This window comes from Pontibacter harenae (genome assembly GCF_020907245.1).
In the GTDB taxonomy this organism is placed as follows: Bacteria; Bacteroidota; Bacteroidia; order Cytophagales; family Hymenobacteraceae; genus Pontibacter; species Pontibacter harenae.
The window spans coordinates 106,283-123,871 of record NZ_JAJJWH010000013.1 but is presented as its reverse complement, the minus strand read 5'-3'; the positions used below and the strand labels follow the sequence as shown (position 1 = coordinate 123,871).

Here is a 17,589-nt window from a genome sequence, read left to right as displayed (position 1 = left end):
GTGGGCTACGAGATGCTGGGAGACCCGCAGCGCGACATCACTCCCGAGACGGCTGCACAGAGGCTAAGGGAGCTGATGTAATCCTGTAACAAAATCAAAAGGCGGTACAACACAGGTAGGGCCTTTTGATTTTGGTTGTTTCAATCTAGCGTCCGTTGTTGCTTCAGCGGTTCAAGCCGAAGAGTACACTTGTACTCTTTCGAAGATTATTACGTTAAGCCATTATTTAACTGTAAATGTAAAACTTAAAATTATGCCTTTAGAAGATTTTACTTTTCATCCGAACATAGCTTTATGATATCTACCTGTGTATTATTTATTACTTTATCATGGTTGATAAGTTTGATTGTATTCTCATCTTCTAAATTAAACTCTCTAGAGAATAACACAAAGATTCTAATAAAATCAGATAGGATAAATAGGTACTTGGGCGTTCCCATCTTCTCCTATATAATTAGAAACTCGCCATTTAAGTTTTTAAATCTTGGAGTTTATTTAAGAAACAGCACTTTCCCAGAAATTATAAGAGTGGATGCTGAAATTAATAAGGCAGAACGCAATCACTTATTGGCTTTTTATCTTGTGCTTGTTGGTAGTTGTTTATTCCTATTATTTAGGAATCGCATCAATGAATTTCTTTATATAACTTTTTCTAATGTAATATTTAATCTATATCCTTTTCTCTCTTTACAACTACAAAGAATAAGAATATCTAAATTGATGGAAAGACAGCACAAACAAAGTGAAAAAAAGAACATCTTCTGTTAACAAGGTGCAGTTCTTATTACTTGGCTCCGCCTCGCTCATCATTTGCACTAGTCACGTTTTTGCGCAACCTTTAAAAGACAAAGGAAAAAGTTTGATGACAACTCCTCTCAAGAAAACATAGGCTTCGGATAACTTTTTAAAAATTAACTTCGATTTTTATACTTGCAGGACTTTGCGAAAATGGCGGAGGATACTACGGAGGAATATTTGTTGTAATGTCATTACCGTGGTCAATGAAGTTTGACAATTGTTCACCATATAAATATGACATAATTCGGGAGGGGGAGCGTTATTCAAACCTTTAATTCATGATTTCTAATTTTAATTTGGTGCAGCCAATAGACAATGAACAAAGATCAAAAGCCGAAAAGAGTTGTCGTATCTTCTAAAAATCCAGTAAAAGTGAAAGCAGCTTTGGGCGGCTTTCAGCAGATGTTTCCCGATCTGGCTTTCGAAGCTATACCTGTGTCGGTGCCGTCTGAGGTGGCTGACCAGCCGATGACGGATGAGGAAACCTTGGAAGGTGCTCAGAACCGGGTTAACAATGCTTTTGCGGCACATCCTGAAGCAGATTATTGGATAGGTATTGAAGGAGGTGTGGCACCAATGGGAAAAGAACTTGCTGCGTTTGCCTGGATTGTCGTTCGGTCAGGAGATAAAGTTGGCAAAGCGCGATCTGGTGCCTTCTTTTTGCCGCAGGCTGTAACCGAACTGGTAGAGCAGGGAATAGAATTAGGTACTGCCGATGATATGGTTTTCAGCCGTTCTAACTCCAAGCAGGCAGGTGGGGCCATCGGTATTCTTACCCAAAATGTACTGGACAGACAGCAGTTATATGAGCAGGCGGTTGTGTTGGCACTCGTGCCTTTCAAGAATGAGGAGCTTTATTAATCCTATGCCTGGCTTCTTGCGTTAGTAAGGTTTCCTAATCATTGTAATGTAAAGATGCAGTATAACACTCTCGGAAAATCAACACTAAAAGTAAGTGAAGTAAGTTTTGGGTGCATGTCGCTTGAAGGAAACCATGCAGAAAATGCCCGACTACTACATAGTGCTTTGGATGCAGGCATAAATTATTTTGATACCGCCGATCTTTATCAGCAAGGAGAAAACGAAGTAACTGTTGGTAAAGCTTTTAAAGGCATGCGTGATAAGGTTGTTGTTGCTACGAAAGTGGGTAACCAGTGGCGCAGCGACGGAAGCGGCTGGGATTGGAACCCTAGCAAATCCTATATTCTGGAGGCAGTAAATAAAAGTCTGCAACGGTTGCAAACCGATTACATAGACCTTTACCAGTTGCACGGCGGCACCATAGAAGACCCCATAGATGAGACCATAGAAGCGTTTGAAGAACTGAAACGACAAGGGAAAATACGTTATTATGGCATCTCTTCTATCCGCCCAAATGTGATACGCGAATATGTAAAGCGCTCCAACATTTCGAGTGTAATGATGCAATATAGCTTGCTTGACCGAAGGCCAGAGGAGGAGTGCCTGGACCTGCTGCATGAGCACCAGATTAGTGTGCTTGCCCGAGGAAGTTATGCGCAAGGACTTTTACTAGGCAAGCCTGCCAAGCCCTATCTAGGTTGTTCTGAAGCAGAGGTTGCGCAGGCTGCAGGTGCTGTGCGTGCTTTAGCAGGGCCTGAAAGGAGTGAAGCAGAAGTAGCTGCACGATTTGTCTTATACCACGATACTGTTTCGTCGGCAGTGCTCGGTATTCGTACTGCTGAGCAGCTTTCTGATGCTGTTAGAGTAGCGCAGTCGGTACCGTTAGCTTATTCTGATATGCAGAAGCTAATGCAGGTACTAAGTCCCAAAAAGTATGAGCAGCATCGATAAGTAAAGTTTATTTCAACTTTTTGAGTTTGAGTTAAGCAGTAGCCCACCATCTGCTGTGTCTTTTATAAAACTTTGTAAACCAATAAGAAGTATATTTTTGCCAATTTAAGGCAATGCAAATTTAGATTTCTCGTATCCTCTCTAAAAGCCTTAACGGCTGGACTTATAAATTAATGATTAGTAATTTTGCTTTTCAGCCACTAGTTAAAAAACAATGATAGACGCAGTCGATAACGCGCAAGACTTCCTGGAGCAAACCTATTTTAATAATACTGTATTAGATTACATTATTGCCGTCAGTATCATTTTACTTGGTCTGCTGCTCATAAGGCTTTTTAAAAGTATTGTACTTACCAGGCTTAAAAAGTGGACTGATCATACCGATACTAACTTAGACAACTATGTTGTTGAGAGTATAGACAGATTTGTACTTCCTGTCCTGTATTTTAGTGTCATCTATTTTGGTATCAGCTACCTCAACCTTTCAGCTAAATTTCAAAGAATACTAGAGGTTGCCACCACTGTCGTCATTACGTTTCTTGTTATCAGGTTTGTGTCTACGGTGGCTTTGTTTGTGCTGCGGTCTATTGTAAAAAGGCAGACTAACGGCGAGGAAAAAGTGAAGCAGTTGGGCGGCCTGATGCTGATCATCAACATCATCATCTGGTTTATTGGCCTAATATTCCTGTTCGATAACATGGGGTACGATGTAACAACCGTTATTGCAGGTTTGGGTATTGGTGGTATTGCCATTGCATTGGCTGCGCAGAATATACTTGGCGACCTTTTCAACTACTTCGTTATTTTCCTCGACAGGCCCTTCGAAATCGGTGATTTCGTTATCATAGATGATAAAATGGGGGTTATAGATTACATAGGAATTAAAACGACTCGTATAAAAAGTTTATCGGGAGAGCAGCTGGTTTTCTCCAACAGCGACCTTACTACATCTCGCATCCATAACTATAAACGCATGCAGCGCCGCCGTGTGCTGTTTAGAGTGGGCGTAATCTACCAAACAACTCACGAGCAACTAAAACAGATTCCTGCCACACTAAAATCTATTGTGCTGGAGCAGGACCCTGTGGAATTCGATCGTGCGCACTTTGCCTCATACGGCGATTCGAGCCTTGATTTTGAGATTGTATATTATGTGCTTTCGTCTGATTACAACGTGTACATGGATGTGCAGCAGGGCATTAATATGCGCATATTCGAGGAGTTTCAGCGAATGGGAATCGAGTTTGCTTACCCAACTCGTACGCTTTTTGTGATGAATGAAAATGGGGAAGAGGCAAAGTTACCATTGCAACCTTAGCAGTGGCAGTATGAGTTCTTCTGTTTTATAGTCTGACGTTCAAATAGCAATGTACACAAGAGAGCAAGCATCGCAGTTGAGGCAGTCCTTTTGGACAACCTTCGGAAATTACATTGCCCCTCATCCTGCGGCTGAAGGGCTGCGGGTGAATTGGATAAACTATAAGACAGGCATTAAAGATGTTTATTTCAGGATGCGAGCTGATAAAAGAGAGGCTTCCATCGCCATTGAACTGACACATCCTGATGCGGAAATTCAGGAAATGTTTTATGAGCAGTTCCTCGAGTTAAAGAACTACCTGCATGATACCCTAGGTGAAGAGTGGGAGTGGGAACTACATTCATCTGATGAATTTGGTAAAACCATCAGTAGAATTTACAAAGAGCTAAAGCCCGTTAATGTGTTCAACAAAGATGATTGGCCAGCATTGATCTCTTTTTTTAAGCCCAGAATTATTGCCTTAGACGAATTCTGGAGCGATGCCAAGTATAGCTTTGAAAGTCTGCGCTGATTTTCAATACATGCTGGTATTACTTTCAGAATGTGATTTTTAGAAATGAGCTGTGAGATGATGAGATTTTCTAGCTCATTTCTATTTCAGAATCTCTAATTTAAGATAGGTTACCAGGTTTCTTCTTCCTGATCATCGAGGCTGGTTTTTCCGAAGCCGTTTCTGGGAGAATAGGGCGTGCCTTTTCCTTCGAGGTGGTCTTGCATATCCTTGTGCAGCTTTATTCTATCGAGCTCCAAAAATTCTTGCCACAGTTGCTGGTCTTTTATAGACATTCTGTCCACCAAATCTTCTAACTGCAGGCTTCCTTTCTCCGCCAAAATATCTTTTAGATACGGGTCTGACTCAAGCAGTTTGTTGATGTTTACCCGAAAGTAAGCATTTAGCTCCTTGTAGCGTTCTTCATCCCAATTGCTGAAATCTTCTTTCTTCATAATGTCCTTTTATGTAAAAACTGCTTTAAAAGTTATAATGGTGAAAAATATAGTATGGCTATAAACACAGCATCCTCTTAGGTAGCCTAAGAGGATGCTGTAAAAAAGGATTATCGGAAGTTACCTATTCCTGGTAATTGATAGTTGTTTTAAGGTCGCCTACCATCAAATCGAAAGCACCTGGTTCTGTTACCCATTTACCTTGCTGGTTTACAAATGCCAAGTCTTTAGCGGTGATAGTGAAATTAACTGTTTTCTCTTCACCTGGAGCCAGATCAACTTTAGTGAATGCTCTTAACCTTTTGGCACTTGGCGTAACGCTGGCGTACTGGTCGTGGCTGTAAAGCTCTACCACTTTTTTACCTGCTCTGTTACCTGTATTTTTCACCCTTACTGATACCTGTACGTTGTCATTCGGTCCGAAATTAGCCGAGTTTACACTTAGGTTAGATAAGTTGAAAGTAGTGTAGCTTAAGCCTGTTCCAAACGTCCACTGCGGGTTGAAACCTCTGTCGCCGTAGGTGTTCGGTACGTCTTCACGGATACGTTCTGTACCTTTATGATCGTAAAGCACCACGTCTCCTGAATATCTTGGGTAAGTAAAAGGCAATACGCCGTTCGGGTTATAGTCACCTGAAAGTACATCGGCAAGCGCTGGAGCACCGAATGTAGATGGTCTGTAAGCCATCACAACGGCATCTACCAAAGGCTCTATGGCAGAAACTATGCGGGGTCTGCCTTCCAGCAATACCAGTATAACAGGTTTGCCTGTTTCTTTGGCTGCTCTAGCCAGTGCAATCTGGTTTGCTTCAATGTTCAGATCATCAATTACTCCAGGACTCTCTGCGTATGCTTTCTCACCCAGGCAAAGTATAATTGCCTGCGCCTGCTGTGCATCGCGCTTCAGTTGTGCTACATCATAGTTGGCTGCAGCTGTAAAATCTGCTACTGAGCGAGAAATTACATTATTCTTGCCTAACTCTGCCTGTAAAGCCTCCAACACGGTCTGTGCTTTCTCTGGGTATTGGCTTTCGTCTGTTCCTTGCCAAATATAAGACCAGCTGCCGTGCAGCGAAGCCAGTGTGTTGGCAGTAGGGCCAGCAACCAATACTTTCTTGTTTTTGCTCAGCGGAAGGGTATTATTGTTGTTTTTAAGCAAGGTTAAGCTTTCTGCCGCTGCCTGGTAAGCTATCTTATCATATTCTGGCTTATGTACCTCGTTCTTAAGCTCTGCTTTCGGGAATGCGTTCTCGAACAAGCCTAATTTCTTCTTCAGGGTAAGTATGCGGCGTACCGAAGTGTTGATGCGTTCCTCTGAAACCGTACCTTCTTTTACCAGTTCTACCAATAAATCATAGAACGAATAATCTACAGGAACCATGCTCATGTCCAGACCAGCTTCTACAGCCATGCGAACTGCTTCTTTTGGTGAGTCGGCTACTCTGTGCCTGGTGTGCAAACGGATAACGTCTTCCCAATCAGAAACAGCCACGCCCTGGAAGCCTAATTCGTCGCGCAGGATTTCTGTAAGGTAATATTTACTGCCGTGTACAGGCGTTCCGTTAATTTCACCAGAATTGATCATAACAGTTGAAGCTCCCGCCTCTACAGCAGCTTTGAATGGTGGCAAGAAGATCTCGCGCAACATTTGCTCTGGAATGTAAGAAGGCGTACGGTCTTTACCGCTACCTGGCACAGAGTAACCCAGGAAGTGCTTCATACTGGAGGCAACCGTGTGGTCGGTATTCAGATTGTCCTGTTCATAACCTCTGATGGCGGCTGCACCCATGGTCTTCACCACGTACACATCTTCTCCAAAAGTCTCTTCGAAACGTGGCCAAAGAGGCTGTCTGCCCACATCTAACACAGGGTCGAAGTTCCAGGGAATACCAGATGCTCTTGTTTCGATGGCAGTAATCTTCGCCGCTTGATTTACAAGATCAGGGTTACGAGTGGCCGCCATACCAATGTTATGCGGAAACAGGGTAGAGCCTGCCAGATAATTGGCACCATGAATGGCATCAATACCATAAAGCACAGGTATTTTAAGTCTGGTGTCTTTTGTAGCCATATTTTGGATGGCCGTAATTACCTGGTGCCACTCATCAATTGTATAAGCACGGCCCATTACGTTAAGTATAGAACCTACTTTTTTATCGATAAGGGCGGTACGGAGCTTTGCCTCATCTACCGTGGTTGGCTGGCCATCTTTCAGAATAAGGTCGATTGTAACTTGCGTCATCTGACCTACTTTTTCCTCAACCGTCATATTCGCTATCATGTCTTCGATAGCCTGGTTTATAGGTTGACTTGGCTTAGTGCCTTGTGTAGCGGGTTGCTGCGCCGTTGCTTGTGTAGCATCTTCTGTGGTAGACTGACTGGATTGCGTTACCCCACAAGAATGAAGTGCCGCAGCTGCAAGCAGTAACAAATAGGATTTACTGTATCTCATTTTTTGTTTTAGTTGAAACTAAAGAATGGTATAGTTAAGCGATATTTTTGATTTTTCTGAAAAAATGTGCTGGCTTAATGCGCTAATAGCTACTTCTTTTTCTTTGTAGCTTTTTGAATAGCCTTTGCATATTTTGCTACAAGCGGAATAGTCGTATCTGTGTCAAAAACAGAATTCAGTCCTTGTTCTTCCTGTGGCGGATCTCCCATCAGGTCATCACCGTTCTGCCAAAACTCACGAGTTGAATTAGGACGTGCGGTTCCTCCAAAAGCCCAGAAATTAGAACCTGCCAATGGGCCTCCTGTTTTTGCGCTTTGCAGTACTCTATCAAAGATATAGCTATAGTACTTGTCTCTGTTGGTGGTTTTGTCGGAGAGGGAGTAGGTGTGGTTATCACGTGGTAAACCGAATTCTTCCATCACAATTGGTTTATTCAGGTCGCGGGCAACGGCAATATGCCTGTTCATGTAGCCTTCGGTTTGTGCGATGGCTGTATCTATAGTGCCACCTATATTATTAGCATCCAGCCAGCCCCAGTTTTTCGGCCAGATGTGCATGGTTAGGTAGTCGATGTTAGGGTCGGAATGTATACGCTTGTAATCTGGCAAGGAGCCTTCTGTGCCATGCGAACCCTCTGAACCCGTGGAAACCAAGTGGTTCTTATCAATAGATTTAATTAAAGCGGCTGTGTTGCGAATCCATTGCTCATAGGCAGGAATGTTTTCGGTGGAGAAAGCACGCGGCTCATTGGCTATTTGCCAAGCCATGATGGCAGGATCTTCGGTATATTTCTTGTTTGTAAAGCGGTTGGTGCGATTCAGGATATGCCTCACGTAATCGGCAAACTGCTCTTTGCATGGTTCGCAACTGTGGAATTGCCCTACATACTTCATAAAGCCGGCCCAGTCGTTGTTATTGGCCAAGGCATAAGGGATTTCGCCGTAGCCGTTCCAGTTCAGGTACTGGCCATAACCACCAGACCACTCCCAACTATTATTCAAATACAGTACCGCCTGCATGTTTCTTTTACCCATTTCTGCCATCAGGAAGTCAAGCCCAGCGAGCAGCGTATCATTATACACCCCAGGAGACATCTGTAAACCAGGAGTAACTCTATAGGGTTGGTTATTTGGGCCTTCGGCACCAACCAGTACACGAAGGTTGGTAATGCCGTTCTTCTTCATCAGATCCAGCTCTTTCAGAAGCCGCTCACGATTGCCACCTTCGCCTGTAGAGCCAAGTAAGCTACCGTACCAATAGTTGGTTCCGATGTAGTAGTAAGGCTTTCCGTTCAGTGTAAACTGCTGCCCGTCTTTTTTAACGAATTTGGAAGTGCTTTGTGCTATTGCACTAACATAGAGTGCCAAGAGCAGGAGTATTGTCAGGTTTATTTTCTTCATCGTGTGTAAATCAAGGTTCTGATCTAGCTTTAGGCTTTGCTACAAGCTTACAAGTTTATAACTCCAGGTAGATTTATTTTTTGGATTCGTTACTGGTACTGAAGCTGGAAGCTGGCAAACCATCTTTGTTGAAAAGGTTAGGATTGGCGGTATTGCTCCAAGCGTAGCGTACGGCAACAGGCTTTTTGATGCTTTTCGCTTGCACCACCACGGTATTTCCAACAACTTTGGCTGTTGCCGGTACAAATTTCTGATCTTCACCAGCCACTTCAAATTCAGTTAATTTTTTGCCTCTTGCTACTAAACCTTTGTCGGCATTGTCGAAGTGCAGTCGTACTTTATTTCCTTCTACTTTCATATCTCTGAAGAGCGGCCCACCTGCAGGCTTTTCCTTCTTTCCGTAGGTTTTATTCAGCGCCAGGTTTGCCAGTCGTAAGCCTACATCATGCTTGTTCGTAGGGTGTATGTTATCGGGGTTGCCAATATCACTGATCACCACCATGCCCGTATTTTCTGTTTTGTCTAACACCTTGCGCTGAGCGTCGCGCAGAAGTACACCAGAAAAATTATCGCCGTAATTGTATGGGGCAATCTGCACGAAGTAAAACGGAAAGTTGTCCTTCCATTCGTTTCTCCAGTTGTTGATGAGGGCGGGGAGTAGTTCAGCATAGTTTTCAGGGCTTCCTGTGTTAGACTCGCCCTGGTACCAAAGAGCGCCCGCAATGCGATAGGGGATAAGCGGGGAAATCATGGCATGAAAAGCTCTTCCTGGCTGCACAGGTCCCCATTCTACTTCCTCTAAGTTTGCGGCATCTTCAACTAGCGTTTTGTTCTCGGTAATGGCTTTGGGGTTCATCCAGATTTCTGCTGGTGTGCCTCCCCAACTGCTGTTAATGAGGCCAACAGGCACTTTTAAATTCTGGTTAACTTCACGACCGAAAAAGTAGCCGATGGCGCTGAAATCGACCATGGTTTCTGGAGTACATACCACCCATTCGCCGCCTAAATCTAATTGTGGTGCATCTGCAGTTCTGTGGGCAACGCTGAAAAAACGTATGGAAGGGTAATTTGCCTGTGCCACATGCTGTTCTGCGTTGTCTATACCGGCTCTTGCTGACCATTCCATGTTCGACTGGCCCGAGCAAAGCCATACCTCACCTAACAGCACATCGTTAATCATAAGAGTGTTATACCCTTGTATTTTGATGGAATAGGGACCACCTGCTGCTGGAGTTTGTAGTTTTACTTCCCATTTTGCCTGGTTGCTAGCCTTTGTTTTTATAGGTTGCTGGTTCCAACTAGGCGTAACAATAACTTCTTCTCCTGATTTGGCCCAACCCCACATGGTTACCTCTGCGTTTTGCTGCAGCACCATATGGTCACCGAAGATGGCTGGCAGTTGTACGTTTGCGCTTGCTTCTTGCGTGTTGAACAGTGCCAGTACAGGTATAAGTAAAGAGAGCAGATAAGTCGCTTTCATTTTTAAATAGTATTCAATGGTTAGTTACTGCCAGTTTAGAGAAAGTACAAAAGGGAAAATAGCGGCTATAGTTCTGATAAAGAATCTATGGCCGCCAAATCTCTAGTTTAATGGTTTGTGCTTATTTTGAAAGCACCAGCATCACAGCATCATGCTTTGGTACTGTCGCTTTAAAGGTTTTTTTAGTTGTACCAGCATCCTTTTTCGACCAAAGGTTTCGAACCTTATAGGTGTCGTTGCTGGCATTCAATTCCCTGTTAGACAGTTCGTCTTTGATAGAAGTTTTGCGCCAGTCGAAGGTAACAGTCTGAGCTGCATCGCTGCGGTTTAGAAATACTACTGCCCATTTACCACCATCCAAAGGCTTAAACCAGGTTTCCAGGCCGTTGTTGCTACTATACTTAAAACCTTGTATCCCTAGTTTGTCCTGGTTAACTGCGATTACCTCTTTGTTTGTCAGGATTTCAGTTGTCTCCTTGCTCATTTTGCGCAGGTCATTTCCTGCAATAAGTGGAGCTGCTAACATACTCCACATAGCAAAGTGGGCTCTGTCTTCGTTTACGGTCATGCCGTTGCCTACCTCCATCATATCGGGGTCGTTCCAGTGGCCTGGGCCAGCATACTGGCGCAGCCCTTCCTGCTTGTCCAAAATCTGCATCACACCCCACGATTTCCAGGTGCCGTGGTCTTCCACGCAGTCGAAGCAGTTGTAAATATCGCCTGTAGTTCTCCACAAGTGGCCTACACGCGGCCCCCATTTCCAGGGCTCATCGGTACCCCATTCGCAAATGCTGAGTACCACTGGTCTGCCTGCTCTTCTTAAAGCGGCACTCATGGTCATGTAAGCGCCTTCGGCTTTCAGGCCTTCGGTGTTGCACCAGTCGTATTTTAGGTAATCTACTCCCCAGCTGGCATAAGTCAGTGCATCCTGAAATTCGTAGCCACGGCTTCCAGGGCGTCCGCCGCAGGTCATAGAACCAGCATCGGAGTAGATGCCAAACTTGAGGCCTTTTGAGTGGATATAGTCTGCCAGGGCTTTCATACCAGAAGGAAAGCGTTCAGGGTCTGGATGAATAAAACCTAAACTATCTCTTTCTCCGTGCCAGCAGTCATCAATGTTGATGAAAGTGTAACCAGCTTCTTTCATGCCAGAAGCTACCATTGCATCAGCCGTTTCTCGGATCAGCTGCTCATTTACGTTACAGGCAAATTTGTTCCAGCTGTTCCAGCCCATCGGCGGTGTTAGCGCCAGGCCCTCGAACTTTTCATAGGTTTGCTCATAGTTGTTTCCTTGGCTGAATGCTGTTGCACAGGATATTAATGCGCAAAAGAATACAAGTAGCTTTTTCATGTATGCTTAATCTCGTTTGTTATAGACTTGATAGATTGAGTAGCTTTTGGCAACGATTCGTCACTTCCAGGCAAGCACGTGCATTATGGTAAGGGCACTTCCAGAACCCAATTTTATCTTCGGATTTCATGATGTTATAGTCGTCGTACACACCCCAGAGCCATTCACCTTTCTCTTTGTCTAAAAGGTGATTTTTTGAGAATTGCCAGGCGTTCCAGGAGCTATTTAGGTATAGTTCGTTTTTTGTTAGCTGGTAAGCATTCAGAAAACCAACCATCGCCTCAGCGCTTACCCACCACTCACGGTGCTTATCATAGTGGTTTTCTTCTTTGTTAAGTTCGTGGTATAAGCTGCCGTCAGGTTGTAGTTCTGTGGCTGCTTCTTTTGCCATGGCTATGGCAGAGGCTTCTACCTGGTGCAGGAGTTCTGCTTTACCCAAAACCTCGGCCGCTTCATGCAATAACCAGGAAGCCTCGATATCGTGGCCATAAGAAACAAGATTGGCGGTAGATTGCCAGTCGGAACTGAAAAACAGCTTCATGTGCCCTGTTTCAGCGTCCACTATGTGTTTCAGAAACACATGGATTAACCCCCCCAGTTGCTTCGCCAGCTTTTCGTCAGGCCATGCACGATACAGATTGGCGTAAGCCTCCAGAATATGCAGGTGCGTATTCATAGTCTTTGGGTCATTGCGGTCTTTTTCGCTCAGGCGGAGGTCTTCAATCAGCTCACCCTCTCTGCTGAAAGCTTCCAGATAACCGCCTTGTTCCGCATCAAAGCTATGCTGCTCTATCCATTGGAAAAGCTCTTTGCAAGCTTCTAGGGCTTTAGGCTCTTGCGTGGCTAAGTAATACTCGCTCAAACCGTAAATGGCAAAAGCTAAGGCATAAATCTGTTTACGGGTGCTAAGTGGTTCACCTTTTGCATTGACAGACCAGTAAATACCGCCATACTCCTTGTCCCAGAAGTGCTGCATTAGGTAGTTGTAGGCCCTTTCTGCTATCAGGCGGTGTTGTTCGTTTTGCGTATGGCGGTAGGCTGCCGAAAAAGACCAGAGAATCCGGGTATTCAGGATGCCGCCTTTCGGGGCATCTTGATTTATAGTGCCGTTGTTATGCATTTGCCCCACAAAACCACCATTCTGTTCGTCCAGGGCATGTTTCATCCAGAATGCAAGTATATTTTCTAACTCAGTCTTCGCTTCAACAGCGTACCTTCTAAGTTTTCCTGCTATTTCGGATTCGTAATGTTGCATGTAATTAATGATTGTTACTATACCAGTTCTTTTTGGTTTGAATTGATGTAGGCCAGATTCTTATCAATCAGCATGTTTAGTTGCTCTACAGAAGCACCTGAGCGATAACCGTCGGCGGGCGTGTTTACCACATAATCCAAAAGCCTATCTACTGTAGAAGTAGCCACGTGCATTCTTGTATCTGAAGAACCGTAGTAGATAAATACTGTGCCATCTTCGTCTAGTATCCAACCGTTGGCAAATACCACATTCGATACATCACCTATACGCTCTTCACCCTCTGGTGCAATAAAGTAGCCTCCTGGCTTGTAAATCACCTTATTTACTTCTTTCAGGTCTGTCATAAACATGTACAGCACGTAGCGCAGGCCAGCCGCTGTGTTACGTACACCGTGTGCCATGTGCAACCAGCCTTTTTCTGTTTTGATAGGAGCAGGGCCCTGACCGTTCTTTACTTCGTATACTGTGTGGTAGCGCTTCTCATCCATAATAGACTCTTCAGGAACCACTGCGTTCTCCATAGAATCCACCAAACCCCAACCAATACCTCCGCGGGTACCAGCTTCGATAAAGCTATCCTGCGGACGAGTATAAAGAGCATATTTTCCATCAACAAACTCTGGATGAAGCACCACATTGCGCTGTTGTGGAGAATTAGTTTTCAGGTCTGGCAGGCGTTCCCATTTAACCAGGTCCTTGGTGCGGGCGATGCCGCATTGCGCATTAGCTGCAGATTCGTCGCCAGGCGCTGCGTTTGGGTCTTTACGCTCTGTGCAGAAAAGTCCGTAGATCCAGCCGTCTTCGTGCTGCGTCAGGCGCATGTCATACACGTTCGTATCAGGCTCATCTGTTTCTGGCAGCGTAATAGGTCTGTCCCAAAACTTGAAGTTGTCGATGCCGTTTGGGCTTTCCGCCACGGCAAAAAACGATTTACGGTCTACGCCTTCTGTTCTTACTACTAGCAAGTATTTGCCATTCAATTTTATAGCGCCCGCGTTAAAAGCCGCATTCATGCCGATGCGCTCCATCAGATAGGGGTTTGTATCTGGGTTAAGGTCGTAGCGCCAGAAAAGTGGCGTGTGCTGCGCCGTTACAATAGGGTGTTTATAGCGGTCGTACACACCGTTACCTAACGGCAGCTTCTCATTTTTTCGCGTAATTAAGCTATTATGTGCTTCTTCTAACTGTTGAAGTCTTTCGTTGAACGCAGTTTTCATGGGTATTCAATTATTAATTCTGCCGAGGCAAGCTCTGGCAAAAGCTTTATTGTTTGGTTAATGATTTATAAGTGCTTTTTTCTTGCTGTCGGTGAGGGTACCATTGTGGGTATCCAGTTTGTCCCACCAGGTTTTTTTGAGGATAACGCACACTACCAGCAGAATCCCGAGGGTAATGTACAACTCCGTATGCATGCCAATCACGAGGTAAATAGGAGCTACTGTTAAGCACATTTGGCCTAGCACGCCAATTACAACGTTGAAGGCATCAAGCCAGAAGCCATTGTTCTCTTTTATGTTAGGATTTTCTGCTTTTACGACATCAGCCACTGGCTTCCAGAAACCCCACGGGCGAACATTTTTATAAAAGCTCTTTAGTGTATCCATATCGGTAGGAGGGCTTGTAAGCGTACCGATGATACTACCTGCTAACGATATCAAAAGCAGCAGCGGGAAGTAGTACAGGTCCAGGCCATCGAAGATGTATGGGAATATGAGTGCAGGCACTATACCAGCGAGCATGCCCCAAAAGAAGCCGTTGTTATTGAAGCGCCACCAATACCACTTCAGCACATTGGCAGAGATATAGCCACCATAAAGGCCAGCCACAATCCATTGCAGAATACTGTTTACATCCTGGGCAAAGAAACCAATTACCACACTGATCAATACCACTACAACTCCTGTTAGGTAGTTCATGCGGCTCACCACTTCGTTGGATGCCTTTGGGTTGTAATACTTCAGATAGACATCATTCACAAGATAGGCCTGTGCTGCATTAAGTGTGCCTGCAAAAGTGCCGATAAAGGCTGCCAGCAAACCTGCCAGCAATAAGCCCATCACACCAGTAGGAGCAAAGGTTTGTATGGCAGCAGGAAGTATTCTTTCAAAATCTATGTCGCCCGTAACTGTTTCTAGATTCAGTTGCTCGTAGTTGAGGATAGCCAGCACGGTAAAACCGATAATCATGAGGTAGCGTGTCGGGATGAGTACCAGCGATACAAAGCCGCTCATCTTCGCTGCATCCTGTGGCGAACGGGCGGATAGCACCTTCTGCATATCATAACTAGGCGTAGGCCCTGCTATACTTGCCAAAATTCCCTTAAATACCATCAGCGTAAAGAAGATGCCGAAAAGAGAGAACCCATCATCCTTTATCTTATCGTTTACTTCATCTATGATACCTGTCCAATCTAAGTCTAAAGTGGCACCGAAAAATGGCGTTTTCCAAGCTTCTGGTACACTTAGGTTTGCGATCTCCAGATTATTGATAGCCATCACGCCTATTATGACTGCAGCTACCGTCATGATTACAAACTGCAATACATCGGCCCATACGATGCTGGCCATACCTCCAAGTATAGAATAGAATACCGCAAACGAAGTAAACAGCAGTCCATAGAAATGAGGCACAAACTCAGCAGGGATGTCGAAAGGCATGTAAGGCTGCACCACCGACCACGGTACAAAAATCTCTACGAACTTACCGAGCCCGATAAAACCATACGCCAGGAACCCGAGACAGCTGATGAGAGCGAAAACAACCACAATGGCGTGAGACTTTTTAGCTCCCTTGCCATTTCCAAAGCGAGTAAGCATCCATTCGGCCCCTGTGGCAACGTTGGAGCGGCGTAGCCAGGCTCCCAGAAACATCATTAGGAAAACCTGGTTGAATGAGGGCCAGAGCCACGGAATCCATATGCTTTTCAGGCCATACACAAACGCTAGCATCACCATCCACATAGTGCCTGAAATGTCGAACATGCCAGAGGCATTGGAAAGCCCGAGTGCGTACCATGGCAAGGTGTTGCCACCAAGCATGTAAGCCTCTTTGTTTGCTTTTGCCCTGCGTTGCATTACTAATCCAATGGCAGCCACGGCCACCAGGTAAAGCAGGATAATGCCAATATCTATTGCTGATAATCTCATTTAGTGAGGATTTTGTCTTGTTAGGTTAATTAGGATGAGCAACTTATGATGAAATTTTACTACACCTGTTGTTATTTAGTAGGTGGCTTGCGATAAATATTTTCAGTTGCTACGTCTTTTAAGAAAAGGGTATTTGGCAGCTGGTAGAATGTCTTAAAATTTTCAGCGCTTTCCTGACCCAGATAAGGTGCGTAAAAATGGTCAGGTCGTCCGTTTCGCCACACCAGCACATAAGCTAAACCAGCATCCTGCACAATTGGAAGCAATGTTTGTGTCCACCAATTTTGCTCTGGAATGGTTTCTCTGCCTGTTTCGGTAAAGGCCCATACCTTTCCTTTTTCCTGCCCAAGTTGCTTGATGGTTTCTACCATTCGGCGAGTATCAGGTATAAATGTGTTAGCTGGGTCGTACTGCGGTATATGGTAAGAGTCGAAGCCCAGCACGTCTACATAGTCATCACCAGGATAGCGCTCCAGGTACTCTTCTTTAGTTTTGAATTTGTCAGTGGAGTAGGCGTATAGCAGGTTATTTACATTCTTGCTGCGGAGGTAATCTACTGTGTAACGCCAGAATTTTTTGTAGTCCTCTGGAGAAACATGGTCTTTCCCCCACCAAAACCAGCTGCCTGTATGCTCATGGAATGGTCTGAATATAACAGGGACTAACTCGCCGTTAGGGCCTTTTAAGCTTAACATAAAAACAGCCAGCCTGTCCAGCCACGCATTATAGGTGCCCATAGCGGCAGGGTCGGAAAATACTTGTTGTATAGTGGAGTCTGCTTTGTCCCAGCTGGTTTTGGCTGGGTCTGTAGGGTTGTTTGGGTGCCAGCTAAAGGTGTTTAAGCCTCCTTTAGCGTAAATTTCCTGAACAAAAGAACGCATTTGGTCAAATGGCACGCTATCCAAGTTTACGGTGTGGCCTAACTCCAGGTGCCCCAGGTCCCAGCCAACTACCGCAGGGTAATCACCTACTACTTCTTTTACATCAGATCGACCTGCTTCATATTTCCAGCCAATACCATAGGCAGGATCGTCTTGGTGACCGAACATAATTCCTTTTTCAGAAATTCTTTTCAAATTAGCATACAGGTTCTTTGTTTCTGATGTGGCCTGTGCGTTGATAGGTTGGTAAAATTTCTGAGAGCAGGAAGACAAAAGGCATACAGAAGCCGCGAACCAGGTAAGTGTGAAATAACGCAGTTTTTTATGCATATTTATGGTTCTCTGAATGAGAAATATGTTGTCGTTTAAAGAGAGTCTGTAGTGAGAAGCGATTTCTTGTACTCAATGCTATGATTGAGGCCTCACCTTTCGAAAACAAAGTTAGGTAGATTATATCCCGTTTTGTAATACTATTTTATCCTTTATTTGACCTGTATATTTTATTTTGCGTATGTTGAGGCTAGTTTAGTCAGAGACTAAGCGAATTTGTATGTGCTGTGTGTGATTAAGATTAAACAGCTTTATGACGAAAATTTTGTTGGTTTAAGATTATGATGCAGCATTATTAGATGAATTTGTTTGAGTTTTGGATGTGGACATGGGGCGTCTTCTGATTTTTGCTTTATATGCTGAAGCGGCAGAGGAAGTGATTTTTAGCTGCTAAAAGAATGCTCTTATTTTATCTCTCTTG

General features: G+C 44.4%; 15 protein-coding genes. 6 read left to right on the top strand and 9 right to left on the bottom strand.

Annotated elements, in window-relative coordinates:
• The 6 genes from LN893_RS20725 (at window position 1) to LN893_RS09155 (ending at window position 4,439) form a co-directional block, all read left to right on the top strand.
• Entirely contained in the window at window positions 1-81 is an 81-nt protein-coding gene (locus LN893_RS20725) for a hypothetical protein (RefSeq protein ID WP_369427667.1), read from the top strand.
• 213 nt (window positions 82-294) lie between these two features.
• Complete coding sequence (locus LN893_RS20720; protein WP_369427665.1) at window positions 295-768, top strand: glycosyl-4,4'-diaponeurosporenoate acyltransferase CrtO family protein; 474 nt, start codon at window positions 295-297, stop codon at window positions 766-768.
• Between the two features lie 345 nt (window positions 769-1,113).
• Window positions 1,114-1,659 (top strand): inosine/xanthosine triphosphatase, encoded by a 546-nt coding sequence (yjjX, locus tag LN893_RS09170; RefSeq protein WP_229969515.1) that lies wholly within the window; start codon window positions 1,114-1,116, stop codon window positions 1,657-1,659.
• A 54-nt stretch (window positions 1,660-1,713) separates the two neighbouring features.
• A complete protein-coding gene (locus LN893_RS09165) occupies window positions 1,714-2,610 on the top strand; it encodes an aldo/keto reductase (RefSeq protein ID WP_229969514.1) in 897 nt (298 codons plus the stop codon).
• A 214-nt stretch (window positions 2,611-2,824) separates the two neighbouring features.
• Window positions 2,825-3,928, top strand: coding sequence for a mechanosensitive ion channel family protein (locus LN893_RS09160; RefSeq protein WP_229969513.1), 1,104 nt, complete (start codon window positions 2,825-2,827; stop codon window positions 3,926-3,928).
• 49 nt (window positions 3,929-3,977) lie between these two features.
• Window positions 3,978-4,439 (top strand): DUF4268 domain-containing protein, encoded by a 462-nt coding sequence (locus tag LN893_RS09155; RefSeq protein ID WP_229969512.1) that lies wholly within the window; start codon window positions 3,978-3,980, stop codon window positions 4,437-4,439.
• Between the two features lie 110 nt (window positions 4,440-4,549).
• On the opposite strand, the gene LN893_RS09150 is transcribed toward LN893_RS09155, so the two are convergent.
• The 9 genes from LN893_RS09150 to LN893_RS09110 form a co-directional block, all read right to left on the bottom strand.
• Entirely contained in the window at window positions 4,550-4,873 is a 324-nt protein-coding gene (locus LN893_RS09150) for a hypothetical protein (RefSeq protein WP_229969511.1), read from the bottom strand.
• Between the two features lie 124 nt (window positions 4,874-4,997).
• Entirely contained in the window at window positions 4,998-7,325 is a 2,328-nt protein-coding gene (locus LN893_RS09145; RefSeq protein WP_229969510.1) for a glycoside hydrolase family 3 N-terminal domain-containing protein, read from the bottom strand.
• Between the two features lie 89 nt (window positions 7,326-7,414).
• The gene (locus LN893_RS09140) at window positions 7,415-8,725 is read right to left on the bottom strand and encodes a glycoside hydrolase 5 family protein (protein WP_229969509.1); all 1,311 of its coding nucleotides are present in this window, start codon (window positions 8,723-8,725) and stop codon (window positions 7,415-7,417) included.
• 73 nt (window positions 8,726-8,798) lie between these two features.
• A complete protein-coding gene (locus LN893_RS09135; RefSeq protein WP_229969508.1) occupies window positions 8,799-10,205 on the bottom strand; it encodes a sialate O-acetylesterase in 1,407 nt (468 codons plus the stop codon).
• A 121-nt stretch (window positions 10,206-10,326) separates the two neighbouring features.
• A complete protein-coding gene (locus tag LN893_RS09130) occupies window positions 10,327-11,556 on the bottom strand; it encodes a glycoside hydrolase family 27 protein (RefSeq protein WP_229969507.1) in 1,230 nt (409 codons plus the stop codon).
• A 19-nt stretch (window positions 11,557-11,575) separates the two neighbouring features.
• On the bottom strand, window positions 11,576-12,811 hold the full coding sequence (locus tag LN893_RS09125) for an AGE family epimerase/isomerase (RefSeq protein ID WP_229969506.1): 1,236 nt from the start codon (window positions 12,809-12,811) through the stop codon (window positions 11,576-11,578).
• 17 nt (window positions 12,812-12,828) lie between these two features.
• On the bottom strand, window positions 12,829-14,028 hold the full coding sequence (locus tag LN893_RS09120; protein WP_229969505.1) for a glycoside hydrolase family 130 protein: 1,200 nt from the start codon (window positions 14,026-14,028) through the stop codon (window positions 12,829-12,831).
• 57 nt (window positions 14,029-14,085) lie between these two features.
• The gene (locus LN893_RS09115) at window positions 14,086-15,957 is read right to left on the bottom strand and encodes a sodium:solute symporter family protein (protein ID WP_229969504.1); all 1,872 of its coding nucleotides are present in this window, start codon (window positions 15,955-15,957) and stop codon (window positions 14,086-14,088) included.
• A 71-nt stretch (window positions 15,958-16,028) separates the two neighbouring features.
• Window positions 16,029-17,168 (bottom strand): glycoside hydrolase family 26 protein, encoded by a 1,140-nt coding sequence (locus LN893_RS09110; protein WP_229969503.1) that lies wholly within the window; start codon window positions 17,166-17,168, stop codon window positions 16,029-16,031.
• Window positions 17,169-17,589: the final 421 nt, after the last annotated feature.